At 70.9% G+C, this 24,145-nt stretch carries 20 protein-coding genes and 1 pseudogene; 10 read left to right on the forward strand and 11 right to left on the reverse strand.

Going from position 1 to position 24,145, the window contains the following annotated elements:
- Window positions 1–2 precede the first annotated feature (2 nt).
- The 4 genes from ACF1BH_RS06125 to ACF1BH_RS06140 all read left to right on the forward strand — a co-directional run bounded on the left by ACF1BH_RS06125 (window position 3) and on the right by ACF1BH_RS06140 (window position 6,567).
- Window positions 3–1,613, forward strand: a complete 1,611-nt coding sequence (locus ACF1BH_RS06125) for an amino acid adenylation domain-containing protein (protein ID WP_391641211.1) — start codon at window positions 3–5, stop codon at window positions 1,611–1,613.
- A 17-nt stretch (window positions 1,614–1,630) separates the two neighbouring features.
- Window positions 1,631–4,738 carry a condensation domain-containing protein gene (locus ACF1BH_RS06130; RefSeq protein ID WP_391641212.1) on the forward strand — a complete coding sequence of 1,036 codons (3,108 nt, stop codon included), beginning with the start codon at window positions 1,631–1,633 and terminating at the stop codon, window positions 4,736–4,738.
- A complete protein-coding gene (locus ACF1BH_RS06135) occupies window positions 4,735–5,622 on the forward strand; it encodes a TIGR03621 family F420-dependent LLM class oxidoreductase (protein ID WP_391641213.1) in 888 nt (295 codons plus the stop codon). The genes ACF1BH_RS06130 and ACF1BH_RS06135 overlap by 4 nt, the downstream gene beginning before the upstream one ends.
- A gap of 306 nt (window positions 5,623–5,928) precedes the next feature.
- Entirely contained in the window at window positions 5,929–6,567 is a 639-nt protein-coding gene (locus tag ACF1BH_RS06140; protein ID WP_391641214.1) for a LuxR C-terminal-related transcriptional regulator, read from the forward strand.
- Window positions 6,568–6,718: 151 nt separating this feature from the next.
- Here the strand turns inward: ACF1BH_RS06140 and ACF1BH_RS06145 are convergent, their stop codons facing one another.
- Window positions 6,719–7,423, reverse strand: a complete 705-nt coding sequence (locus ACF1BH_RS06145) for a response regulator (protein WP_391641215.1) — start codon at window positions 7,421–7,423, stop codon at window positions 6,719–6,721.
- Window positions 7,420–9,048: an ATP-binding protein gene (locus ACF1BH_RS06150; RefSeq protein ID WP_391641607.1), complete on the reverse strand. Its 1,629-nt coding sequence runs from the start codon at window positions 9,046–9,048 to the stop codon at window positions 7,420–7,422. The genes ACF1BH_RS06145 and ACF1BH_RS06150 overlap by 4 nt, the downstream gene beginning before the upstream one ends.
- 222 nt (window positions 9,049–9,270) lie before the next feature.
- Between ACF1BH_RS06150 and ACF1BH_RS06155 the strand changes: the two genes are divergently transcribed.
- From ACF1BH_RS06155 to ACF1BH_RS06165, 3 genes are read left to right on the forward strand one after another with little or no spacing between them, the layout of a single operon-like run.
- Window positions 9,271–10,086 (forward strand): ABC transporter ATP-binding protein, encoded by an 816-nt coding sequence (locus ACF1BH_RS06155; RefSeq protein WP_391641216.1) that lies wholly within the window; start codon window positions 9,271–9,273, stop codon window positions 10,084–10,086.
- Complete coding sequence (locus ACF1BH_RS06160) at window positions 10,076–10,966, forward strand: ABC transporter permease (protein ID WP_391641217.1); 891 nt, start codon at window positions 10,076–10,078, stop codon at window positions 10,964–10,966. The genes ACF1BH_RS06155 and ACF1BH_RS06160 overlap by 11 nt, the downstream gene beginning before the upstream one ends.
- 40 nt (window positions 10,967–11,006) lie before the next feature.
- Window positions 11,007–12,068, forward strand: coding sequence for an ABC transporter substrate-binding protein (locus ACF1BH_RS06165; RefSeq protein WP_391641218.1), 1,062 nt, complete (start codon window positions 11,007–11,009; stop codon window positions 12,066–12,068).
- A gap of 417 nt (window positions 12,069–12,485) precedes the next feature.
- Here ACF1BH_RS06165 and ACF1BH_RS06170 read toward each other — a convergent pair whose 3' ends face one another.
- The 5 genes from ACF1BH_RS06170 to ACF1BH_RS06190 form a co-directional block, all read right to left on the reverse strand.
- Window positions 12,486–13,778 carry a serine hydrolase domain-containing protein gene (locus tag ACF1BH_RS06170; RefSeq protein WP_391641219.1) on the reverse strand — a complete coding sequence of 431 codons (1,293 nt, stop codon included), beginning with the start codon at window positions 13,776–13,778 and terminating at the stop codon, window positions 12,486–12,488.
- Between the two features lie 217 nt (window positions 13,779–13,995).
- Window positions 13,996–14,667, reverse strand: coding sequence for a response regulator (locus ACF1BH_RS06175; protein ID WP_391641220.1), 672 nt, complete (start codon window positions 14,665–14,667; stop codon window positions 13,996–13,998).
- Window positions 14,654–15,835, reverse strand: coding sequence for a sensor histidine kinase (locus ACF1BH_RS06180; protein ID WP_391641608.1), 1,182 nt, complete (start codon window positions 15,833–15,835; stop codon window positions 14,654–14,656). Before ACF1BH_RS06180 ends, ACF1BH_RS06175 begins: the two co-directional genes overlap by 14 nt.
- Window positions 15,836–15,933: 98 nt before the next feature.
- Complete coding sequence (locus tag ACF1BH_RS06185) at window positions 15,934–16,068, reverse strand: hypothetical protein (protein ID WP_391641221.1); 135 nt, start codon at window positions 16,066–16,068, stop codon at window positions 15,934–15,936.
- A gap of 274 nt (window positions 16,069–16,342) precedes the next feature.
- Window positions 16,343–17,119, reverse strand: coding sequence for an alpha/beta fold hydrolase (locus ACF1BH_RS06190; protein ID WP_391641222.1), 777 nt, complete (start codon window positions 17,117–17,119; stop codon window positions 16,343–16,345).
- Window positions 17,120–17,231: 112 nt separating this feature from the next.
- Here ACF1BH_RS06190 and ACF1BH_RS06195 point away from each other — a divergent pair, with 112 nt between their 5' ends.
- Window positions 17,232–18,059: a helix-turn-helix domain-containing protein gene (locus tag ACF1BH_RS06195; protein WP_391641223.1), complete on the forward strand. Its 828-nt coding sequence runs from the start codon at window positions 17,232–17,234 to the stop codon at window positions 18,057–18,059.
- 180 nt (window positions 18,060–18,239) lie between these two features.
- Here the strand turns inward: ACF1BH_RS06195 and ACF1BH_RS06200 are convergent, their stop codons facing one another.
- Genes ACF1BH_RS06200 through ACF1BH_RS06210 form a run of 3 tightly spaced genes read right to left on the reverse strand, consistent with a single transcriptional unit; the run spans window position 18,240 to window position 20,964 of the window.
- Window positions 18,240–19,169, reverse strand: coding sequence for an MBL fold metallo-hydrolase (locus tag ACF1BH_RS06200; protein WP_391641224.1), 930 nt, complete (start codon window positions 19,167–19,169; stop codon window positions 18,240–18,242).
- Window positions 19,170–19,219: 50 nt separating this feature from the next.
- Window positions 19,220–19,672, reverse strand: a complete 453-nt coding sequence (locus tag ACF1BH_RS06205; RefSeq protein ID WP_391641225.1) for an NAD(P)-dependent oxidoreductase — start codon at window positions 19,670–19,672, stop codon at window positions 19,220–19,222.
- Entirely contained in the window at window positions 19,567–20,964 is a 1,398-nt protein-coding gene (locus ACF1BH_RS06210) for an MFS transporter (RefSeq protein ID WP_391641226.1), read from the reverse strand. Before ACF1BH_RS06210 ends, ACF1BH_RS06205 begins: the two co-directional genes overlap by 106 nt.
- A gap of 202 nt (window positions 20,965–21,166) precedes the next feature.
- Here ACF1BH_RS06210 and ACF1BH_RS06215 point away from each other — a divergent pair, with 202 nt between their 5' ends.
- Window positions 21,167–21,769, forward strand: a complete 603-nt coding sequence (locus ACF1BH_RS06215) for a TetR/AcrR family transcriptional regulator (RefSeq protein ID WP_391641227.1) — start codon at window positions 21,167–21,169, stop codon at window positions 21,767–21,769.
- Window positions 21,770–22,014: 245 nt separating this feature from the next.
- Window positions 22,015–22,161: pseudogene (locus ACF1BH_RS06220) on the forward strand (transposase); the annotation flags it as partial.
- A gap of 402 nt (window positions 22,162–22,563) precedes the next feature.
- Here the strand turns inward: ACF1BH_RS06220 and ACF1BH_RS06225 are convergent.
- Entirely contained in the window at window positions 22,564–24,093 is a 1,530-nt protein-coding gene (locus ACF1BH_RS06225; RefSeq protein WP_391641228.1) for a helix-turn-helix domain-containing protein, read from the reverse strand.
- Window positions 24,094–24,145: the final 52 nt, after the last annotated feature.

Here is a 24,145-nt window from a genome sequence, read left to right on the forward strand (position 1 = left end):
ACGTGCTGGCACAACTGACGCTGCACCGGCTGTTCGAGGAACAGGCGGCGCGTACCCCCCACGCGCAGGCCGTGACGGACGGCCGGCAGACCCTGACCTACCGTCAGCTGGACGAGCGGGCCGCCCGTCTGGCCACCGCCCTCCTGCGGCACGATCCCGCGCCGGGCACCCGGATCGGCCTCTACCTGCGGCGCGGGGCCGACGTGGTGGCCGCGGTGCTCGCCGTCATGAAGGCGGGCTGCGCCTATGTACCGCTGGACCCCGCGTACCCGCACGACCGGGTGCGCTACATGGCACGCGACGCGTCACTGGACCTGGTGGTGAGCGACCAGGACGTGGCCGAGGTGTTGCCCGACGCGACCGTCATCACCGTCGATGACGCCGTACGCTCCCAGCCTCCCCTGGAGGGCGGCCGGGTGACGGTCACCCCGGACATGCCCGCCTACGTCATCTACACCTCCGGGTCGAGCGGCGACCCCAAGGGCGTCGAGGTGTCCCACCGGAACGTCACGGCGCTGCTGGCGGCCTGCGACCGGGTGTTCGCGCTCCGCGGCGACGACGTGTGGACGCTGTTCCACTCGCCCTGCTTCGACTTCTCCGTCTGGGAGATGTGGGGCGCCCTGGCCCACGGCGCCAAGCTGGTCGTGGTGCCGGCCGAGGTCGCCCGTTCGCCCGAGGCGACCCTCGACCTCGTGGTGTCCGAGCGCGTCACCGTCCTCAACCAGGTGCCCTCGGTGTTCCGCTATCTGTCCCGCTCGGCCGTGGCCCGTGCCGAGGACACCGCCGAGCGGCCCGCGACGGCCCTGCGGTACGTCATCTTCGGCGGTGAGCCGGTGGACGTGGACGCCGTCCGCGAATGGCGCCGGCTCCACGGCACCCGTACGGAGTTCTTCAACATGTACGGCATCACCGAGACGACGGTGTTCGCCACCTGCCGGAGGCTGCCGGAGAGCGAGATCGACCCACGGCCGACGGACGCCCCCGATGCCCCGTCCGCCCCGGACGCCCCGGCTCCCGCGGGCGCGGCCGCCGCCCCGGAGCTGAACATCGGGCGCCCGCTCGACGGCTTCGAGGTGGTGCTGCTCGACGCGTGGGGAGGCCCCACCCCGCCGGGAAGGGTCGGCGAACTCTGCCTCGCCGGTGACCAGCTGGCGATCGGCTACCTGAACCGTCCGGATCTGACCGACGAGCGCTACCCCCTCCTCGACGTGGCGGGCACCGGCGAGGCACGGCGCTACTACCGCAGCGGCGATCTGGCCGTCGCCCGGCCGGACGGCAGCTGGGAGTACGCGGGACGCGCCGATGACCAGGTGAAGATCAACGGCTACCGGATCGAGACGGGCGAGATCGAGGCCGCGCTGCGCACCACCGAAGGCGTCCGGGACCTCGTGGTGCTGCCGGTCACCAGCCGGATCGGTGAACGCATGCTCGCGGCCTGCTACACCCCCGGGCCCGGCGCCGACCAGGAGGAGCTGGGCGCACGCCTGGCGGCCCGCGCCGCCGCGGCGCTGCCCGGCTACATGGTGCCGCGCCGCTTCGTGCCCGTGCCCGAACTGCCGCTGAGCCCTTCGGGCAAGACCGACAAGCGCGCACTCGCCGCACACGTGTCATGACTCACACCGGAGGCCCCATGGCTGACGCGACCGGCAACCGGCCCCACGGCCGTGGCACCCGGTGGTCCGCGCCGCACGACGCCCTGCCCCTGTCCGCCGTACAGGAGGCCATGTGGATCGCCTGGCAGCGCGACCCCGAGACGCTGACGCACGTCGTCCCGCTGACCCTGGAGGTCAGCGGCGACCTGGACACCGAGCGGCTGCGGGCGGCCGTCACCGAACTGGCCCGCCGCCACCCCATGCTGCGGGCCCGCGTCGAACAGGGCGCCACCGGCACCCGTCTGACCTGGGCCGGGGCGCCTCCCGTCCCGTTCGCGGTCCATGCCGTCGGCGCCACCGCCGACGAAGCCGTCCTGGCCGCCCACCGGCCCCTCGACCTGAGCCGCGGCCCGCTGGCCCGCGCCGAGGTGCTGCGCTGCGCGGACCGCACCGTGGTGCTGCTCACCATCCACCACCTGATCCTGGACGGCACCTCGGTCCCCCTGCTCCTCGACGACCTGCGCCGTGCCTACGCCGGAGACCTGCTCGGCGGGCCGGACGCCCCCGGCCCCCTCGTCTCCCACGCCCGGCGCTCGTGGGAACTGGCCCTCGGGGACGACGGCGCGCCGCTGCGCGCGTACTGGCGCACCGCGCTCGCGGGCACCGCCCCGGCCCGCCCGCTGCCCGTACGGGACGAGCCGGCCGGCTACCGCCAGCGGCCCTGTGCCATCGACCCCGAACTGGTCCGGCGCGCCCGGAAGCTGGCCCGTGAACTGGACGTCACGTACTTCACGGTCATGTTCGCCGCCCTCTTCGTCACCCTGCACCGCCACACCGACGCCGACGACCTCATCGTCTCGGCGCCCTACCACGGACGGCCCGGTCCGGCCCTCGCCGAGCGGGTCGGCTGCTTCGTCAACGTCCTGCCCTACCGCGAGCGGCTGTCCGGCGCGCGCACCTACGCGGAGCTGCTGACCGGTCTGCGCGCCCAGGTGCGCGCCGGCACCGCCCACGGTGAGCTGCCGCTGCCCGCGATCCTGCGGGCCGCGGACCTGTCGGCGCCGGACCAGCGGGACCGTACCCACCAGGTGGTCCTCTCGTACACGCAGTTCGGGTACCACGAGGGCACCGGCGGGCGCGGCGCCGACGTGAGCCGGATCGCACTCACCGGCGGGGACGCACACGGCGAGCTGCGCCTCCTGGACCTGGGCGATGTGGCGGACTACCGGCTCAACGCCCTGCTCGTCGAGGACGGCCGCGGCAGCCGCATGCTGTGGAAGGACCCGCACGGCACACTGGGCGCGGATCTGCTCGCCTCACTGGCCCGCGACCATCTCGCCGTCGTGGCGGACATGGTCGACGCCCCGCACCGCACCCTCGCCGAGGCCCGGGACGCGCTGCCCGCGCTCGGCGTCCCGCCCGCGTCCCCCGGCCCCGCGGCACCCGCGCCGGCGGTCGCGGACGGGCCGCGCCCGGACGGACCGTCCGCACCCACTCCCGTGGCCCGCACGCCTGTCATCTCCCTGACCTCGCCCACCGCCGCCGCACTCGCCGAGATCTGGCAGCAGGTCCTGGGCGCGCCGGTGACCTCGGTCGAGGACTCCTTCTTCGAGATGGGCGGGCACTCCCTGCTCGCCACCACGCTCCTGACCCGGATCAGCCGGCGCTTCGGCGTCGAGCTGTCCTTGCGGGAACTCTTCAGCCACCCCGGCTTCAGCGAGCTGGTCCGGGCCATCGACGCGCGCCGGACCCCCGCCCCGGCCGATGACCGCGCCCGGCCCCGGCCCGCGGACGCCCCGGCGGCCCGTCCCACGCCCGGCGAGGCGTTCCCGGCGTCCGGCTTCCAGGAGAGCATCTGGTTCGCCCAGCGCCTGGACCCCGTCCACGCGACCTATCACGTCCCGCTGTCCTGGGAGGTGACGGGAGATCTGGACCCGGCGGCGCTGCACCGCGCACTCGCCCTGCTGATCTCCCGGCACGAGATCCTGCGCACCCGCTTCGTCGACCGCGACGGCCGCCTGTACCAGGACGTCACCGAGGCGTGGACGCCCGACGTGGAGCATGTCGACCTCACCCGGTGCGGCGCGGCCGAGCGCGAGGCAAGGCTGCGGCGCTGGGCGGCCGACACCGCGCACGACCTGGTGCCGCGCAGCGGACGGCTGCTGCGCGCCGCGCTGTTCACGGTGGCGCCGCACCGCCACGTCCTCGCGATCTGCGTCCACCACCTCGTCCTCGACGGCGAGTCGGTGCCGCTGTTCGTACGGGAGCTGGAGCGCTGTTACGCGGCGGCCGCACCGGAGGCGGCCCTGCCGCCGGCGCCCCCGCACCAGTACCGCGACCTGGTGGCCGCCGAGCGGAACGGCTCGCCGGCGCCGGCCGGCCTCGCGTACTGGCAGGACCGGCTGGCGGACGCCCCCAGCTCCCTGGACCTCGGCGCACCCCCCGTCCCCGAGCCCCCGGGGAACCTCGGGCTGCGGCTGGCGCCCGGCCTGGCCGGGCGGCTGCTGCCCGTGCAGCGCGCCGAGAAGACCTCGGCCTTCATCATCCAGGCCACCGCGGTCGCCGCGGCACTGCACCGCTGGACCGGGCGGGAGGACCTGACCTTCGGCATCCCGGTGGCGAGCCGTGGCGAGGCCGGGTTCCAGGACGTCATCGGACCGTGCCTGAACACGCTGGTGCTGCGCTCCCGCTGCACGCGCGAGACGTCACTCGCCGCGTTGCTGCGGGCCGTCCGGGAGGACGCCCTCGCGGCCTTCGAGCACCGCGCGGCCCCGTTCGACGACGTGGTGCGCGCCCTCGCGCCGGCGCGCTCCCGCGGGCACACCCCGTACGTCGATGTCCTGCTCAACAGCGTCAGCCTGACCCGCTGGTCGGGGACGCTCGGGGCGGCCGAGCTGACTCCGGTGGACTTCGTCGCCGCGCGCACGGAAACCAGTAAGTTCCCGCTCACCATCACCTTCGCGGAAAACGGCGCCACGCTACGGGGCTCGCTGGCCTATCGCGGCGACCGCATCAGCGGTGTGTCCGCCGGGGAACTGGCGGATGAAATCTCCGCGGTTCTCCATGAATTCGGTGCGCTTCTCCCGCAGCCGGTGTTCACTCCGCAGCCCCTTGAACTCTCGGGAAGGAACCACGAGAACTCATGAATGTATTCCGGTTCGGGGTCAACCTGAATTCCGCGACGGGACACCGGGAATGGACGGAAAAGTGCCGTGCCGCGGAAGCGCTCGGCTACGACGTCCTCACGGTGCCGGACCACCTCGGTGTGCAGGCCCCCTTTCCCGCGCTGGTCGCCGCCGCCTCGGTGACCGAGCGGATCCGGGTGGCCCCCTTCGTGCTCAACAGCGCCTTCTGGAACCCTGTGCTGCTGGCCCGTGAGGTGATGACGACGGACCGGCTCACCGACCGGCGGCTCGACGTGGGGCTGGGCACCGGATACGTCCGCGCGGAGTTCGAAAAGGCCGGCGTGGACTGGGGTACGGCCGGAAGCCGGGTGAACCGCCTGGAGGCGACGGTCGTCGAATTGACACGATTGCTGGACAATCCCCGTGAACTCGGCGACACCCAACCCCCGTTCCGGCCCCCCATGGTGATCGGCGGCAACGGTGACCGGGTGCTGCGGCTGGCCGCGCGCCATGCCGACATCGTCGCGTTCACCGGCGCCGCCCTCAAACCCGGTGCGCGGCGGGGTACGTTGGAGCTTCTGGACGCCGCCGCGGTCGCGGAACGGGTCGACTGCTTCGAGCGAGCGGCCGGGGAGCGCGCCGCCGGCGTCGAGCGCAACATTCTGGTCCAGGCGGTGGTGGTGACGTCCCGCCGCCGGGAAGCGGCCGAGGCGCTGAGCCGCCGGACGCCCCACCTGACGGCCGAGCGGGCGGCGGACGCACCCACGGTACTGATCGGTTCTGTGAAGGAGATCACGTCCCAGCTCCTGGAGCGGCGCGATCGATTCGGTTTTTCGTACATCAGTGTGCATGAATCGGCCATGCGTGATTTTGCGCCGGTGGTCGAGGAGCTCGCCGGACGGTGATACGCCGGGAGGTGGTGCCGGGGCCGGGGAGTGTCAGGGCTCGGCGCCACCGCCGAAACGGGTGACCGAAAACAATCACCCCGAAGGGGGCGTCCCAAGACAGGGTTTAAAACAGATTATCCGAATGCGGGATTCCGGTTGGGTTACATTGGGTCCGACCACATGACCCGTGCATGCGAGGGGTTGCCGGAATCTGTCAAGCACGCACGACACATTCCGGTACGGCATGACACGGCTCCGCGCAGCGGACCGCTCCCCCCGGGAGGGGCGGCCCGATCGTGCGGGGTGCCCATCAAGGGGGAATCCTTGGGAACTTCGATTGCCGTAGCCGTGCTCGCCGATGACCCCATCACGGAAGAGGGGGCCATTGTGCGGTTGACGTCGTACGAGGAGATAGCGCCGCGTTCCCTGGACTGCCGGGCCGCCGACGTGCTGCTGGTGCTGGCCAACGAAGTGACCGGGACCATGCTGACGAGGGTGGAGCGCGTGGGCCGCGAGTGCGCCCGCAACGGCCGTCGGCTGCCCGTCGTACTCGTCGCCAATGAATTCCCGGAACACTCCATGCTGCGCGCGATCGGCCTCGGACTGGTCAGCCTGCTGCCCCGGCGCAACAGCAGCTTCGACGCCGTGGTGCGCGCCGTCGTGGCGGCCGTGCCCGGTCGCGCGAAACCGGGCGACGGCGTGCAGCAGCGGCTGATCAGCCAGATCCACGCGCTCCGGGACAACGCCCTGGTACCGCACGGCCTCAACGTCGCGGGCCTGATGGCCAGAGAGGTCGAGGTGCTCGGACTGCTCGCCGACGGTCTGAACACCAAAGAGGTGGCCGAAAAGATCGGCCGCTCCGAGCGCACGGTCAAGAGCGTCATCCACGATCTGGTGGCCCGCCACAATCTGCGAAACCGCACCCACGCCGTGGCCTTCGCCCTGCGTACCGGCGTGCTGTGACCCGCCGCGCCGGCCACCTGCCCCGGGAGCCCGCCACCGGCCGGCGCCACGACCGTTCGGAGCGGGTGGTCGTGGACGTACCCGGCGACGGTGATCTAGAAGATCGACTGCGCACGCCACGGCGCGGGGCCGCTGCCGCGTGCGGCGCCGGTCAGTCCTCCCACGGTCCGGTGGCCGCGCGGGCGTATCGGTGCTCGGGCCTGCCGGCGTCGCCGTAGCGCAGGGAGAGCTGGAGTGAGCCGTTCTCCTGGAGGTAGCGCAGGTAACGATGGGCGGTCGAGCGGCTGATACCGGCGCGGGCCGCCACGTCCTGTGCCGACAGAGGGTGATCGGCCTCGGCGATGACCTGGCAGATCAGGTCCACGGTGGGGCCCGACCAGCCCTTGGCGGATGACGCGGCAGTGATCGCCGGCGTGCGCACGGCCCCGAAGATGCGGTCGATCTGTTGCTGCCCCGGGCTCGTCCCCGCACCGGCGTCCTGCAAACTGCGCCGCAACTCGGTGTAGCTCTTCAGACGGGAGCGCAGCCCGTCCAGAGTGAACGGTTTGACGAGGTAGTGCAGCACGCCGTAGCGCAGAGCGGCTTCCACGACCTCGACGTCCTGCGCCGCAGTCACCATGATGACGTCGCTGCGCATGCCTTTCTGCCGCATCCGGCGCACGAGGTCCAGCCCGTTCCGGTCGGGGAGGTAGTGGTCGAGCAGGAGCAGGTCAACGTGCCGGCTCTCCAGCATCTGCATGGCGTGCAGGGCGGTGTGGGCGGTGCCCACCACGTGAAAGCCGGCCGTCTTGTCGACATAGGCGGCGTTGATCTCCGCGACGTGGAAGTCGTCGTCGACCACCAGGACGTCAATCACGGTGCGTCTCCTGCCAGGGTGGGCTGCGTGTGGGCTGCGGATCTCGTGACGATGTCGGGGAACGTGACGGTGAACACGGCGCCGCCGCCGGCCCGGGCGGCGACGCGGGCGGTGCCGCCGTAGCGTTCGGCGAGGCTGCGCACCATGGCCAGCCCGAGTCCGCGTCCGCGGTGGTGCGGGGACTCCTTGGTGCTCCATCCTTCTTCGAAGATGGTCTCGCGCAGTTCCACGGGCACTCCGGGACCGTTGTCGCTGACGCGTGCCACGACCGTGTCGGCCTCGACGAAGACCTCGACTTCCACCGCGGGACGGGTGGCCTGACCGCCGACGACATCGAGTGCGTTGTCGATCAGATTGCCCAGCACCGTCACGACGTCCCGGGCGTCGATCAGCTGGGCGGGAAGCTGGCTGCGGTCGGACAGGCGCAAGGTCACGCTCCGTTCGGCGGCGATGGCCGATTTCCCGACCAGGAGAGCCGAGACCATCGGGATCCGGATGCGTTCCGCGATGTTGTCTGCCGACGCGCGCCGGGCGTGCGTGAGGCCGGCGACGTAATCGCGGGCCCGCTCGGGCATGTCCAGGTCGAGGTAGCCGAGGACGGTGTGCAGGCGGTTGGCGTGCTCGTGGTCCTGGGCGCGCAGCGCGTCCAGAAGGCCCTTGATGGAGTCGAGTTCGCGGCCCAGCAGTTCGACCTCGGTGCGGTCCCGCAGGGTGACGACAGCGCCGCCGTCGGGGGTGGGCATCCGGTTGGCGATGAGGACACGGTTCTCGCGTACGGTCAGCAGGTCGCGTCCGGTGACGTGCCCGGTGAGGACGTCGCGGGAGCGTCCGGGCGGAAGGACCTCCTTGAGATCCCGGCCTTCTGCTTCCTCCTCGAGCGCGAGCAGGCGGGAAGCCTCGTCGTTCACCAGCCGTACGCGTGCGTGCTGGTCGAGCGCGATGACTCCCTCCCGTACCGCGTGGAGCATCGCCTCCCGTTCCGACAGCAGTGCCGCGATGTCGGCGACGGATACCCCGTGCGTGCGCTTGCGCAGGGTCCGGGCCACGAGGAACGCGGCGCCGGCGCCGACCGCGAGGGCTGCGCCCGCGTAGCGCAGCAGTCCGGGCAGGGCGGCCAGAAGGCGTTCTTGGACGCCGGAGTAGGCGATGCCGACCGACACCGCCCCGATGACCTCGCCCGTCCTGTCGCGCAGGGGGACCTTGGCCCGCGCGGACGTGCCCAGGGTGCCACGGTCGATCTCCAGGACGACGTGACCGTGCAGCGGAGTGGACGGATCCGTCGACACGCGGTGGCCCACCTGCTGCACATCCGTGTGGGACCAGCGGATCCCGCGCAGATCCATGACCACGATGTACAGGGCGCCCGTCGCCTTCCGGGTGCGCTCCGTCTGCCGCTGCACGGGCCCGGTCGGATCGGGGGCGCCCGACAGCAGACCTGCGGCGATCTCCGGATCGACCGCCGTGGTCTGGGCGATGGCCAGGGCTTCGTGCTCGGCCTGGGCGTCGAACTGGGTACGGAGCGGCTGGAGGAACAGGCCGGTCAGCAACAGCAAGACGCCTGTGGTGATCAGCAACTGCACGATCAGCACCTGTGCGAACACCTGCCTCGGCCAGCCGATGCGCAAGCGGGCCACTTCTGACACCTGCTTTCAGGAACTCGCCCGTGCGACCGGACGTTTCGCCGGCGTGAACGCACCGTAACCGCAGCTGTTTCGGCCAGGGAAGAGCCTGGACGGCAGCGGGCCCGGATGCGGTCGGCACAATGCGCAGAATTGCTTTTACGGGAACTGGCAGTGGTTGTCGGCCAAAACTTCCCAGCCCGCACGGCTGTTTCTAACGTCCCCGGCATGACAAGCCCATCGAGCCCGGCCATCGAACTGCGCGGTGTCCGCAAGGCATTCCGAACGCCGTCCGGCGCCTTTCACACCGCCGTCCACGATCTCGACCTGACCGTCCAGCAGGGCGAGTTCGTCGCCGTGGTCGGCCCCACCGGCTGCGGCAAGTCCACCACCCTCACCCTGGTCAGCGGGTTGGAGGAGCCGACCGACGGCGAGGTGATGCTGTCGGGCGCCCCGGTGCGCGGCATCGACGAGCGGGTCGGCTTCGTCTTCCAGCAGGATGCGACGTTCCCGTGGCGGACCGTGCTGTCCAACGTGATGGCCGGGCCCCGCTTCCGCGGCGTCCCCAAGGCCGAGGCCAAGGAGAAGGCCCGGGAGTGGCTGGCCCGCGTCGGGCTGAGCGCGTTCGAGGACCGCTATCCGCACCAGCTGTCCGGTGGCCAGCGCAAGCGCGTCGCGCTGGCTGCCACCTTCGTCAACGACCCGTCGATCCTGCTCATGGACGAGCCGTTCTCCGCGCTCGACGTCCAGACCCGCGCTCTCATGTCGGACGAGCTGATGGAGCTGTGGACGGGCACCGGATCCTCCGTCGTCTTCGTCACCCACGACCTGGAGGAGTCCATCGCCCTCGCCGACAAGGTCGTCGTCATGACCGCAGGGCCGGCCACGGTCAAGGAGATCTTCACGATCGACCTGCCGCGCCCGCGCCGCGTCGAGGCGGTCCGCCTGGAGCCCCGGTTCGTCGAGATCTACCGGGAGATCTGGTCGTCGCTCGGCGAGGAAGTCCGTATCACCCGCGAGAGGGGTGCCCAGAATGTCGCCTGACATCACCGCCGAACCGGACACCGCTGCGTCCACCGTGACGGACTCGGGTGGCGTCACCAAGCCGGCCCGTACCGAGGAGCGTGCCCGGGCCGCGCGCCGCCGCCGCGGCATCGTCCTGCTGTCCCGCGTCGCCGTGCTCGTGTTCGTCCTCGGTGTGTGGGAGTGGTTCTCGCGGGCCGGGATCATCGACCCGTTCAACTTCTCGATGCCCTCGAAGATCTGGGACCAGGTCCAGCAATGGGCGCTGCACGGCACCCCGCAGGGCTCCCTGCTCGAACAGATCTGGTACACGCTCTACGAGGCCCTGCTCGGCTGGGTCGTCGGTGTCATCGGTGGTGTCGTGCTCGGCATCGCGCTCGGCCGGGTCCGCTTCCTGGCCGACGTCATGGGCCCGTACATCAAGGTCCTCAACGCGCTGCCGCGGATCGTGCTCGCGCCGATCTTCCTCATCTGGTTCGGCCTCGGACCGGCCTCGAAGGTCGCCTCCGCCGTCGTCCTCGTCTTCTTCCCGGTCTTCTTCAACGCCTTCCAGGGCGCCCGTGAGGTGGACCGCCACCTCATCGACAACGCCCGCATCCTCGGCGCCCGCGACCGGCAGGTCACCTTCCAGGTCGTCATCCCCGCCGCCACCTCGTGGATCTTCACCAGCCTCCACGTCAGCTTCGGCTTCGCCCTGATCGGCGCCATCGTCGGCGAGTACATCGGCGCGACGAAGGGCATCGGCCTGCTCGTCTCCGCCTCGCAGGGCACCTTCAACTCCGCCGGGGTCTACGCCGCGATGGTCATCCTCGCCGTCGTCGCCCTGCTCGCCGAGGGCCTGCTCACCTTCATGGAGCGCAAGCTCTTCCGCTGGAAGCCCGCCGCCGATGAAGCCCGCTAGATCCTCCCGCCACCGCACGCCCTGCCGTCAGGAGCCGCACATGTCCCGTCGCACCCTTGCCGCCAAACTCACCACCGTCACCGCGGCCCTGGCCGCGCTCGCCGCCCTCAGCGGCTGCGCCGACCAGGTCTCCTCCAACGCCTCCGACAGCGGCGGCTCGGGAGGCGAGGGGCCGAAGGTCAAGATCATGGTGGGAGGCATCGACAAGGTCATCTACCTGCCCGCGATGCTGTCCCAGCGCCTCGGCTACTTCAAGGACGAGGGCGTCAACGTGGAGTTGCTGAGTGAGCCCGCCGGCATCGACGCCACCACCTCCCTCGTTGCCGGGAACGTCCAGGGCGTCGTCGGCTTCTACGACCACACCCTCGACCTGCAGACCAAGGGCAAGCAGGTCGAGTCCGTGGTCCAGCTCGCGCAGACCCCCGGCGAGGTCGAGATCGTGTCGAACAAGGCGGCAGACAGCCTGAAGTCGCCGAAGGACTTCGCGGGCAAGAAGCTCGGCGTGACCGGGCTCGGCTCGTCCACCGACTTCCTCACCAAGTACCTCGGCGTCCACGGCGGGGTGTCCACGGACAAGTTCAGCAACGTTGCGGTCGGCGCGGGCCAGACCTTCATCTCCGCGCTGCAGAAGGGGTCCGTCGACGGCGGCATGACCACCGACCCGACCGTCGCGCAGATCCTCGACAAGAAGATCGGCAAGGTCCTCGTCGACATGCGCACCCCCGAAGGCTCGAAGCAGGCGCTCGGCGGCCTGTACCCGTCCTCCAGCCTCTACATGAACACCGACTGGGTCGACGGGCACAAGGACACGGTGCAGAAGCTCACCAACGCGTTCGTGCGCACCCTCAAGTGGATGTCCACGCACAGCGCGAAGGAGATCGCGGCGAAGATGCCGAGCGATTACGCGCAGGGCGGCGAGGGCCTCTACGCCAAGGCGATCGAGAGCACGCTGCCGATGTTCACCAAGGACGGCAAGATGCCGGCCGATGGACCCGCGACGGTGCAGCGCGTGCTCAAGTCCTTCAACCCGAACCTGAAGAACGCCACGATCGACCTGGAGAAGACGTACACGAGTGAATTCACACAGAAGGCCACCGGCTGATTGAGCCTGTGCCGTGGGCTTGCCGTGCTCGGAGTGGTAGGGGGCGGCAGGCTCGTGCACCGGCCCGCAGGGTGCGGGACACGCCGATTCCGCCGATGTCGGGCAGCCCGGGATCCAGCAGGAACCGCCCGCAGAGACCGGCAGTCGTTCGGTCCCGATCCACAGTCCCAGGCACGTCCCACAAGCGCTGACGAACCCCTCCTGGCTCGCGTACACGCGGGTCAGGGGGGTTCAGCGGTGTTGTTTCCGAAGGCTGTCAGATGTCCCGGAAGAGACCGGCTGGCCCCGTGACCCCGGATCCTCTTCCGCCCGGCCGGGCCGGCGGGGCGTCGGCATCGGTGCTCCTTGGGGCGGGCGACCGCGTTTGCGCTTCCCTTGGAGCCGCACCGCCCGTTCCAGGGCAGGGGGCGGCGCCTGTCATGCGGTCGTCCTGTTCGAGGGCTGCGGGTTGCCCAGCATCTGACAGGTGGCCGCGTCGACGAGGGCCTTGTTCGCGGTCGCGGCCTTCTTCTCCTTGATGCCGAAGTTCGTGAGGGTGAAGACCGCGACGCTACGGATGCCGGTGGCGTCGGTGTAGATCTCGCTGGAGTAGCCGGGCAGGCCGCCGGTGTGCCCCCAGACCGTGCCGCAGGGCGTGTCCACCTTCATCAGGCCCAGACCGTACGCTCCGCCTTCCTCGGGGGCGGCCACGGTGGTGCGCATCTGCTTCATCTGGGCCTCGGGCAGCAACCGGCTGGACATGAGCGCGGTGAGGAAGCGCTGCCAGTCCCGCGCGGTGGAGACCATACCGCCTGCCGCCCACGACCAGCTCGGGTCGATGGCGGCGGTGTCGATGTTGTCCCCGGGGCGTTCGGACCCGGCGAATCCGACGCCCTCGGGCAGGTTAACGGTCCCGGAAAGCAGGGCCTTCAATCGCTTGGCATCCGGCTCGTAGCCGGTCGCGTGGCGTTTCCCGGCGGGCCAGGCTGCGTCCGTGGCCAGAAAGGAGTCCTTCATGCCGAGCGGCTTGGTGATCTTCTGCTCGATCAGCTCTGCCAGGCTGCTCCCGGTGGCCTTCTCCAAGATCAGCCCGAGAGCCTCGTAGTTGGCGTTGCTGTAAGAGTATTTCTCGCCCGGCACGGTCGGCGGGTCCTGCTCGGGAGTGACGGCGAGAAGTTCCTCCGGCTTCCATGTGCGCTGCTCCTGACCGGTGAGCGAGGGCAGGAACTGGGGTGTCAGCAGGAAGTCTCCCAGGCCGCTGGTGTGGGTGAGCAGCATCCGTACGGTGATGTGCTCACCGCCCTTGACCAGTCCGGGCAGCCACTTCTCGACCGTGTCGTCGAGGCCGATCCTCTTCTCGGCGACCTGTTGCAGGACGAGCGTAGCGGTGAGCGTCTTGGTGTTGGACCCGACCCGGAACCGGTCGCCGACGGCGAGGCGGTGGTCGTTCTTCGTCCAGGCGGCCTGGCGGGCGATCTCGACAGGCTTCCCGTCGCCGCGGTCGATCCGGACGATGACGCCCAGGGAGCCGGCGTCGGCCGCCTTCTGCGCGAGGACGCTCAGGCGCCCGGCTGCCGCCGTGTCCGCCGTATCCCGCCCGGCCATGGGTTCGGCCGCGTCTTGCCCGTCGTCCGAGCAGCTGACGCACACCGCGCCCAGGCAGGTGGCCAACGCCAGGGTCAGCGCCCCTCGAAGAACTCGGTGACGGCGAGACGGCGTGGGTGCGGACATGGCAGTTCCCTTCGGCGCGTGGCAGTTGCTCCGTGCGTGGAGGGACCCGGCGTTCACCCCGTTGAAGGCGTTCGAAGGCTCCGCGCACAGCGACCATTCAGCCAGCGGCGCCCCCCTGGCACATCGCTCGGTGGAGGGCTTCCCTCCGACACCGGGTCACTCCAAGGAATGACCCCATGGTGGACGGCGCCGCGCCGTCCGGCCCGCCGGGGACGGGTCAGGACAAGGTGTTCCTGGCCAGCACCGCAGCCTGCGCCCTGCTCTGACAGCCGGTCTTCGTGAGCACACGGCTGACGTGTGTCTTCACCGTGTGCAGGCTCAGCACGAGCCGGTCGGCGATCTCGGCGTTGCTCAGGCCGTCGCGGATCAGACGCAGCACGTCGGTCTCGCGCCCGGTAAGGGTCCTCAGCCGCGCCAGCTCATGGTCGCCGGGATGCCGCCGGCCACGGAGATGGCCCTCGATGATCCGGCGGGTCACCGCGGGGCTCAGGGTGCTGTGGCCGGCCGCCGCGGCGCGTACGGCCCCGGTCAGCTCCTCGTACGAACTGTTCTTCAAGAGAAAGCCGGACGCCCCGGCGGCGAGCGCGTCGTCCACGTATTCGTCCAGGTCGAACGTTGTCAGCATGAGCACCTGGCTGCGCCCCGGCCCGGTCAGTCCACGCCGCTGGAGCTCGGCCAGTGCCCACAGGCCGTCGCGGCGCGGCATACGGACGTCCATCAGCAGCACATCCGGCCGTAGCCGTGCGCACGCCTCGACGGCGTACTCGCCGTCGTCGGCGGTGCCCGCCACGGTGATGTCCGCCTGGCTGTCCAGGATGGCGCTCAGCCCGGCGCGGATGACCGGCTCGTCATCCACGACGAGCACGCTGATCTGCTCAGTCACCGCCACCCTCCAACGGCATCGTGGCCACCACGCGAAAGCCGCCGTCGCCGCTCGGGCCTGCAGTGAGATCGCCGCCCAGCGCACCTACGCGATGGTCCATGCTCTCCAGACCAAGTCCGATGCCCGCATCGGCCGCGCCACGCCGCGCGGCGGGACCGTTCACCACCTCGCACCGCAGCTGTCCCGCGACTGACGCGACAGTCACCCGGACAGGGGCCCCGGGCGCGTGCCGACGCGCGTTGACCAGTGCCTCCTGCACGACACGGTAACCCGCCAGCTGCACCGCTCCCGGCACAGCCTCCGGCGAGAGATCCATCGTCAGTTCGGCTGTTCCTCCCGTGGCACGGTGGCCGTCCAGCAACGTGTCCAGTTCGGCGAGGTCAGGCGCCGGCCGGAGCGGGGCCGCGTCCGCGGGATCACGCAGCATCCGCAGCAGATCCCGCAGCTCACCGCCGCTCTGCCGGCCCGCCGCCGCCAGCCCGTCGACCTGGGCACGGGCCCAGTCGGGCAACTCGCCACCGCGGGCCCGCAACGTCTCCGCGTGCACGACAAGCAGGGTCAGCGAGTGGGCGACCACATCGTGCATCTCGCCGGCGATCCGCGAACGCTCACGCTGCGCGGCCTGCGCCGCCTCCAGAGCCTGCGCCCGGCGGGCGTCGGCGGCCCGCTGCTCCGCCGCTGCCATCAGCGCCTGCCGCGTCCGTGCGGCGAACCCCATTACCCAGGCCAGTGGCATCGGGGCCAGCGCGGCGAGGACGTCCAGACCGCCCCGGAAGTCACTGGAATCGGTCGTCATCCGGTTCAGCCACAGACCCGCCACGCCCAGCACGGCGACGCCCGCCACCGCCGACACCGTCCGCCTCCAGCTCGCACCGTGATGGCCCAGGCTGTAGAGCAGCACCGCCGACGGCAGGAAGACCAGCGGTGACAGCTTGGCCCCCTCGCCCGCACTCCACACCAGTGCCGCCAGAAGAGCCCCGAAACCTACGACGAAGGCGGTGGCCGGCAGCCGCCGCCGCAGCAGTAGGACCACCACGCCGACCGCCTCGTACACCGTCAGCGACGTCCAAGCCGGTCCAGAGGCGTCCACGTACGGCTGCGACAGAAGCGCGGGCAGAAATGTCAGCACGAGCAACCCGGCATCGGTGCACCACCCGTGCCACCTACCGTCCATCACTCTCATCCGTTCGACACTACTGATCTTCTCGTAAGTTCGGTGGGGGGCGGGGGTGCCGGGGTGGTTCATCGACCAGCTGCCGGCCCCTCCCTTCCTCAGGTGTCGCGGCCTCTGGGCGCTGCCGGGTGGTGTTCCGACGTCGACGACGATCGGTTGTCGGCCCGCAGCAGGCAGGCGTTGACGGGATGCTTGCCGGGCACGGGAATCGCGATGACTTTGGTCTGGAACATCGAGTTGAGGGCCTCCCGCGAGATGTCACGAGAAGGGGGTCGCCGGGCCCGTAGGGGGCGTGAGACGGGGAGGCGACTGGTGCGTGACGAACGCCGATCACCACGTTGCCCCGGAACCCCGCGCGGCCGGCTCGGTCGTCCACGATGCGGTGCCGGCCGCTGTGCGGCCGGTGTACAAGCAGATCTGTCGGTTGCGGTGCAACGCGGCAGGGCCCGTCCCGGCCCCGTGGGGCGGGTGATCAGGGGAGCAGCCCGTCGTCGGGCCGCGGGACGGTCAGGCCGCCGGCGCGAATGCGGTGAGGGCGCCGACGAGGCCGGCCGGGGCTTCCAGCGGGATCAGGTGACCGGTGTGGGGGACCACCACGAAGTCGGGGTGGGAGAGGTAGGGCACCAGGTTGTCGCGGAGCACGCCGACGGGCTCCACCTGGTCGTCTTCTCCGGCGACGACGAGAACGGGCACGCTGATCATGCGGGTGTGTTCGGTGATGTCCTGGGCGATGCCGTGCAGCGGCCACTCGGTGCGGGCGGCGTCGGTGACGGTCCGCGAGTCGGTCACGATCTGCGCCTTGACCGACGCGGGCAGTTCGGTCGCGGTGAGGACGCGATCCCGTGCCCCGGCCACGGACTCGGCGGAGTCGTAGGCGTGCGACAGGGCTTCCTGGTACTCGGGAGTGACCTGTGCGGCAGGCTTCGCCGGGCCGGAGCCGACGAGAACCATGCCGCGCAGGCCGGCGGGCCGGGCGGCCGCGACCAGTTGCGCGACCTTGCCGCCCATCGAATGCCCCACCAGGACGTAGTCGGTGACCCCCGCGTCCGCGAGCACGGCGAGCGTGTCGTCGGCGAGCTGACCGAGCGTGTAGGGACCGGGCAGAGCGCTCGACCGGCTCCACCCGCGGAAGTCGACCGTGAGCACGTCACGGCCCGGCAGGCGGTCGACGACGAGGTCCCAGGTGCGGGCGGAACCGCCCCAATAGTGCAGGAACACCAGAGTCGGTCCGGTCCCGGGCCGATGGTCGTAAGTGGGCAGTAGCGTCTGCTGTGTCGTGTCCATGATGACTCTTCCCGCTCGATGCGCAGGGCGATTTCCCTGCGCATTCATTGAAACTTCTGCACCCGGAGGGGGCATTGGCGTGACTGGTCACCCGATGGCGAAAACTGGACAGGTGAACGTGATCAGGCACATGACCTACCAGCCTGCGGGACGCCCCGCCGCCTCGGTCGAGACCATGACGTTCGGCCGCCTTCGCGAGCTGAACGACGGCGGCACGCAGCGCGCCGACTTCCACGTCCTCGCCGTCATCGACACCGGACCCGGCTCAGTCACCGTCGATTTCCGCCACCACCCGCTCCAAGACCGGTCCGCGGTGTGGATTCCACCCGGCGCCGTGCACCGGTGGGACGACATCGCCGACGTGGCAGGGCACCTCGTGCTGTTCGTGCCGACCGCGCCGGTCACCCACGCCACCCGGGAACTGGTCGCCTCCCCTGACCCGGCCGCGCACTGGAGCATCCCCGACGCCGACTGGCCCTTCGTCGACACGGCGCGCAGCCATCTCCTCCTCGAAGCATCCGCCCCACCCGGTGACTCCCGGACAGAGCTGCCCGAAATCCTGCTCTCCGCGCTCATCACCCGACTGCACCCACCGCACGCCGAAGCACGCCTCACCCCTCCGGCGTTCCGGATGTTCCGCTCCAGCGTCGAAGCGCACTTCCGGCAACACCACGACGCCGGCTACTACGCCCGTGCGCTGGGATACGCGCCCCGCACCCTCTCGCGAGCGGTGCAGCAGGCCACCGGCCGCACCGCGAAGGCGTACATCGTCGAACGGATCACCCTGGAAGCCAAACGGCTCCTCGCACACGACCGCCTCACCGCCGCCCGCTGCGCCGACATGCTCGGTTTCCCCGACGCGTCCAACTTCTCGGTGTTCTTCCACAGGGCCACAGGCAAGCGCCCGGGCGCGTGGCAGGCGACCGTGGCCGCCGAGTGAGGGGGCCCACACCGACCGCGGCCAGCCCCTGAAGGAAACACCAAGGCCAACGGCAACGCCGTCGACAAAACCCACTACCTCGACGACGCCGTGAAGACCTCGGTGCGGCTCCGGGAACGGGTCCACGACCAGGACCACCGGCGGCTTCCGGTTCGCCCCCGTCGTCGAGGCCGCCGAAGCTCACCGCTCGTCCCTCTCGTCGTCCCAGGGGCGCCAGTGGCCGGTGCTGTCGACCGTGCCGAGTTGCTGGTCGGCGAAGTGCACGCCGAATCCGTAGACGTCGTCCCGGGCCAGGAACTGCACGAGCCGGCGGCGTGAGTGCTCGGCCCGGGCACGGTCGTGGTCGAGGACGACCTGCCAGTCGGGGTGCTGGATCTGGACGGGGGAGTGCATGGCGTCGCCGAAGGCCACGACCCGGCGGCCGTCACCGGTGTCGAGGATGTAGGCCGTGTGCCCGGTGGTGTGTCCGGGCAGCGCCCAGGCGCGTACTCCCTCGGCGATCTCCGTTCCGTCGGCGACGGCTGTGGTCCGCGCCCCCTGTCCGGCGAGCCGTGGGCCGGAGGCGGTGTTCAGGCCCTCGAGTTCTCCTTCTCCGACGATCCAGCGCGCGTGGGGGAACAGGCTGCGCGGGTCGTCGACGGCGTCCGGCCGGGCCCATCCCGTGTGGTCGTCGTGCAGGTGGGTGAAGGCGACCGTCTCCAGCCTCCTCGGGTCGACGCCCAGGCGTTCCAGGTGCTCGGGAAGGGCCTGCACGTGGTCGAAGCCGTGCTGGAAGTGTTCCGGGTCCTCGCCCGAGATGCGGCCGTGGCCGGCGTCCAGGAGCAGGCGCTTCCCACGGCGCTCGACGAGCAGCGCGCCGCATCCCATCGCCAGGTGGCCCGCGTCCGTCATGTGGGGACCGTGGTCCGTCCAGTCCTCGTCGGCGGAGGCGGGGTAGACCCGGGTGGGGATCATGTGGACGCCCGCGTCGGGAACGTAGGTGAGGGTGAGATCGCCCAGCGTCCGCGTCCACAGGCGTGGCATGCGGCCCCCCGAAGCGTCGGCGGAACCGGGCCGTGGGCGGGCGGTGGCGCTCTGCGCGCTGATGGTGGTCTGCCGGCTGGTGGTCATGGTTTGTCTCTTTCCTTGGTCGGGCGTGGCGGTGGTGGGGCGTGGTCCGCTCACGGGGCGAGTACGCGGACGGGTTCGCCGGCGGCGTAGGCCAGGATGTCGCCGAGCGCGTCGCGGTAGAAGGTCTCGTAGGCGCCGGTGGTGACGTAGCCCAGGTGCGGGGTGAGAACGGTTCGCGGAGCGCTGCGCCACGGCGAACCGGCGGGCAGCGGCTCGGTGAAGTGGACGTCCAGGGCGGCTCCGCCCAGCGTTCCGGCGTGCAGCGCGGCCAGCAGCGCCTCCTCGTCGACGACGGGTGCCCGGGAGGTGTTGACCAGCAGCGCGTCCGGCCGCATGAGGGCGAGTTCGTCGGCGCCGATGAGGCCGGTGGTGCGGGGGGAGAGCCGGACGTGGAGCGTCACCACGTCCGAGGTGGCCAGCAACTCCCGTCTGCTGACGGGGGTGACGCCCAGCGCTCTCGCATGCCCGGTGTCGAGGTGGGCGCTCCAGGCGACGACGTCCATGCCGAAGGCGACTCCGACCCGGGCCACCCGGCCGCGTGGGCGTTCTCGTTCGCGGAAGGACCCGCGAGCGGTTCGGCGGGGCTGGGGCGGAGCAGTTCCAGGGACCAGATCGCGAGGCCGGCCAGCGCGATCAGCGCTCCGAGCCCGGAGACCCCTGCCCAGCCCACGAGCGGGTACAGGGCGGCCGTCAGGGCGGATGCGACGGTGCTGCCGGCGAAGGCGGACACCATGAGGGCCGTGGTGACCCGGCTGCGTGCGTGCGGGACGCGGCGGTACAGGACGCTCTGGTGGCTGATCAGCAGCGCCTGCTGCGCCAGGTTGAGTGCCACGATGCCGATCATCAGCGCGCCCAGGCCGAGCGGGCCTCCCCGGCCGGCGAGGACGAGCACGCCCCAGCTGCCCGTCAGGACGATCAGGCCGCCGGTGGTCACCTGGCGGGCGCGACCGCGGTCCGCGAGGCGGCCCGCCACCGACGCGCCGGCGGCCCCGACGACCCCGACCAGACCGAACAGGCCGATGACCGCCGGACCGTACCCGTAGGTGGGGCCGGCCAGCAGGAACGAGGAGGCGGTCCACAGGACCGTGAAGGCGCCCATGCCGACCGCGGCCAGCGCCATGCTCCTGCGCAGCAGCGACTCGGTGCGCACCAGCGTCGCCACCGAGTGCAGCAGCCGGGGGTAGGGCGTCTTCGCCGCCGGGGGTACGAGGGGCAGGACCAGGCGCAGGGTGACCGCCAGCACCACCATGACGGACGCGGCGAAGACGAACACCAGCCGCCAGTCGCCGAACTCGGCCAGCACCCCGGCGACCGTCCGCGCGAGCATGATGCCGATGAGCAGGCCGCTCATGACGGTGCCCACCACCGCGCCGCGTTCGTGGTCGGCGGCCAGCGAGGCGGCCATCGGCACCACGATCTGCGCCACGGCGGAGGTGACTCCGACCAGCGCGACCGAGGCGTACAGCGCGCCAAGCGAGGGGGAGGCCGCCGCACCGAGGAGGGCGACGGCGCTCAGGGCGAGCAGTCCGCTCACCAGTCGGCGCCGCTCCAGTACGTCACCCAACGGCACCAGCAGCGCGAGGGAGAGCGCGTAGCCGATCTGCGAGGCGGTGACGATCAGACCTCCGGCCCCCGCGGAGACCCCCAGCGCCTCGGAGACGACGGGTAGCAGCGGTTGCGCGTAGTAGATGTTCGCGACCGCGGCGCCGCACGTCACCGCCAGCAACAGCACCATCGCGCGGCTCAGCGTGGGGCGGGTGCCGGTGCCGCCTTTCCTGAATTCTGGATCGATCATGCCGGAATGCTCGCCCCGGCCCGGCGTGCCGGTCAAGTCATTTTGGATCGATTGATCCATGAGTGATCAGGGTCACTGTGCGTCATCGGCGTCCGGCTGCTCCGGTGCTTGGCGTTTTGTGGAGCGGTTGGTCCAATATGGGGGCAGGGAAGCGCTCCCCGTACCGGAACGCTCGTCGCCCACGCAGATGCAGGAGGTCCCCATGCCGCCAGCCGGCCGTCCCCGCGCCTTCGACATGGACGCCGTACTGGAGGCCGCGATGCTGCTGTTCTGGGAGCAGGGTTACGAAGCGACCTCGCTGGCGCAGCTACGGGCCGCCACCGGGCTGTCCTCCGCGAGCCTGTACGGCGCCTTCGGCTCGAAGGAAGGGCTGTTCAAGCGGGTCGTCGAGCACTACATGAAGGGGCCGGGCGGCACCCTCGACATCATCGAGGACGAAACGGTCGGCCCGCGGGAGGCGATGGCCGGCCTGCTGCACGGCTCGATCGACATGCAGGCCGACGCGTCCCACCCCAGCGGCTGTCTCATCGCGCTGTCCGGCACGATGCGGGCGCCTGGGGAGGAACACGTGGGGGTGTGCGCGGCTGTCGCGGCACGGCGTGAGGCGGACCGGGTGCGCATCAGGGCCTGCGTGGAGCGGGGTGTCGCCGCGGGAGAACTCGACGCCGGCACCGACGTCGACGCGGTGACCACCATGATTCACAGCTTCCTCCTCGGCCTCTCCACGCAACTGCGCGACGGGGTGGCGGCGGAGATCCTGCACGCCGCGGCCGACGTACTGCTGCTCAACTGGCACCGCGCATAGAGAGGTGGCCGGCCGGCTGTCGGGCGGCAGGGCCGCGGACGGGCCCGTGTGCCGAACGGGACGGCGGTCGGCCCGGCCGCTGCCCCCGGGAGTTCCGCCAACGGCGCCGGCTCGGCAGCCATGTGCGACGAGCTGACGGCCCTTACTGCCCGCCGGCCCGCGGCCGGTCACACGCCCACCGACGTCCGTACGCACATCCTGCGCGGCCAGGACGACCGTCACACACAGCCGTACTGTTGCGGCCCGTGGCCGACGAGACCCGGCCCGGTGCAACAAGCCCGTTCGCCGGGACAGGCGACGTCACACGCTTCGGCGGCCCCGCCCCGCTGTGCTCCTGGGCCGGGCTGACGCCCCGTCACCGCGCGTCCGGCACCAAGGTCCGCCGCGGATCGATCACCAAGCAACCGCGTGATCCCGGCTTCTGGGCAACAGTCCGAGGGATACCGGGCACGGGTCGAGCCGCAACGCCCTCGGCCCCGTGCCTCGGCTCGACGCTGCCCGAAGATGTCGGGGAACCAGGACGGGAAAGGACACACTCCGGGCTCCCGGCGGCTCTCATCCGGGACTCGAAAGCATCTCCGACCTGCTGCTTGCCTGCCTGCGGCCAGGCCGGCATCTTCCCGATGACCCACCACGTGGAGTGCTGGGCAATCCGTCCCCCAGCCCCGAGAGGCCGATACTCCCTCGGCCTCGGCCCAAATGTCCCTGAGAAGTCCCACGGGCGGAGCCGAACCCCTCCTGGCTCACATGCGCGTAGGTCAGGAGGGGTTCAGCGGCGCCGCTTCCGAAGACCGTCAGATGTCCCGGAACGTCTCGATCTGTGCCCCGACCGAGTTCAGGCGTTCCGCCAGGTCCTCGTAGCCGCGGTTGATGACATAGACGTTGCGCAGGACCGAGGTGCCCTCGGCGGCCATCATGGCGAGGAGGACGACGACGGCGGGGCGCAGGGCCGGGGGGCACATCATCTCGGCCGCGCGCCAGCGGGTGGAGCCGTCGACCAGGACGCGGTGCGGGTCGAGCAACTTGACCTGAGCGCCGAGGCGGTTGAGGTCGGTGAGGTAGATGGCGCGGTTGTCGTAGACCCAGTCGTGGATGAGGGTCTGGCCCTGTGCGGCGGCGGCGATGGCCGCGAAGAACGGGACGTTGTCGATGTTGAGGCCGGGGAACGGCATCGGGTGGATCTTGTCCAGCGGCGCCTGGAGTTTGGACGGGCGCACCGTCAGGTCGATCAGCCGGGTGCGGCCGTTGTCGGCGGGGTACTCCGCGCTGCGCTCGTGGTCGAGGCCCATCTCCTCCAGGACCGCCAGCTCGATCTCCAGGAACTCCACCGGGACGCGCCGGATGGTGAGTTCGGACTCGGTGACGACGGCGGCGGCCAGCAGGCTCATCGCCTCGACCGGGTCCTCGGAGGGCGCGTAGTCGACGGTGCGGTCGATGTGGGCGACGCCGTGCACGGTGAGCGTGGTGGTGCCGACGCCCTCGACCCGTACGCCCAGCTCCTCCAGGAAGAAGCAGAGGTCCTGGACCATGTAGTTGGAGGAGGCGTTGCGGATGACGGTGGTGCCGTCGTGGCGGGCGGCGGCCAGCAGCGCGTTCTCGGTGACGGTGTCGCCGCGTTCGGTCAGGACGATCGCGCGGCGCGGGGTGACGGTGCGGTCGACCTCGGCGAGGTAGACACCGTCGGTCGCGGTGATCTCCAGCCCGAAGTGGCGCAGCGCCGTCATGTGCGGGGTGACCGTACGGGTGCCGAGGTCGCAACCGCCCGCGTACGGCAGCCGGAAGTGGTCCATGCGGTGCAGCAGCGGGCCGAGGAACATGATGACGCTGCGGGTGCGGCGGGCCGCCTCGGTGTCCATCGAGGCGAGGTCCAGTTCGGCGGGCGGCACGATCTCCAGGTCGTTGCCGTCGTTGATCCAGCGGGTGCGCACGCCGATGCTGTTGAGCACTTCGAGGATGCGGTAGACCTCCTCGATCCGGGCGACCCGGCGCAGGGTGGTGCGGCCCGCATTGAGGAGTGCGGCACAGAGCAGCGCAACGCAGGCGTTCTTGCTGGTCTTCACCGCGATGGAGCCGGAGAGCCGGCGGCCGCCGACCACGCGCAGATGCATCGGTCCGGGGAAGCCGAGCGACACGATTTCGCTGTCGAGGGCCTCGCCGATGCGGGCGATCATCTCAAGGCTGATGTTCTGGTTGCCGCGTTCGATGCGGTTGACCGCGCTCTGGCTGGTGCCGAGAGCGTCGGCGAGCTGCGTCTGTGTCCAACCGCGGTGCTGTCGGGCGTCACGGATCAGCCGGCCGATGCGTTCGAGGTAGTCGTCTGCCATGACATGACCGTATCTCAGATATGAGATGTGTTCATTTTCGCTAGTTGTTCTA

It is taken from the genome of Streptomyces sp. NPDC014733 (assembly GCF_043083385.1).
In the GTDB taxonomy this organism is placed as follows: Bacteria; Actinomycetota; Actinomycetes; order Streptomycetales; family Streptomycetaceae; genus Streptomyces.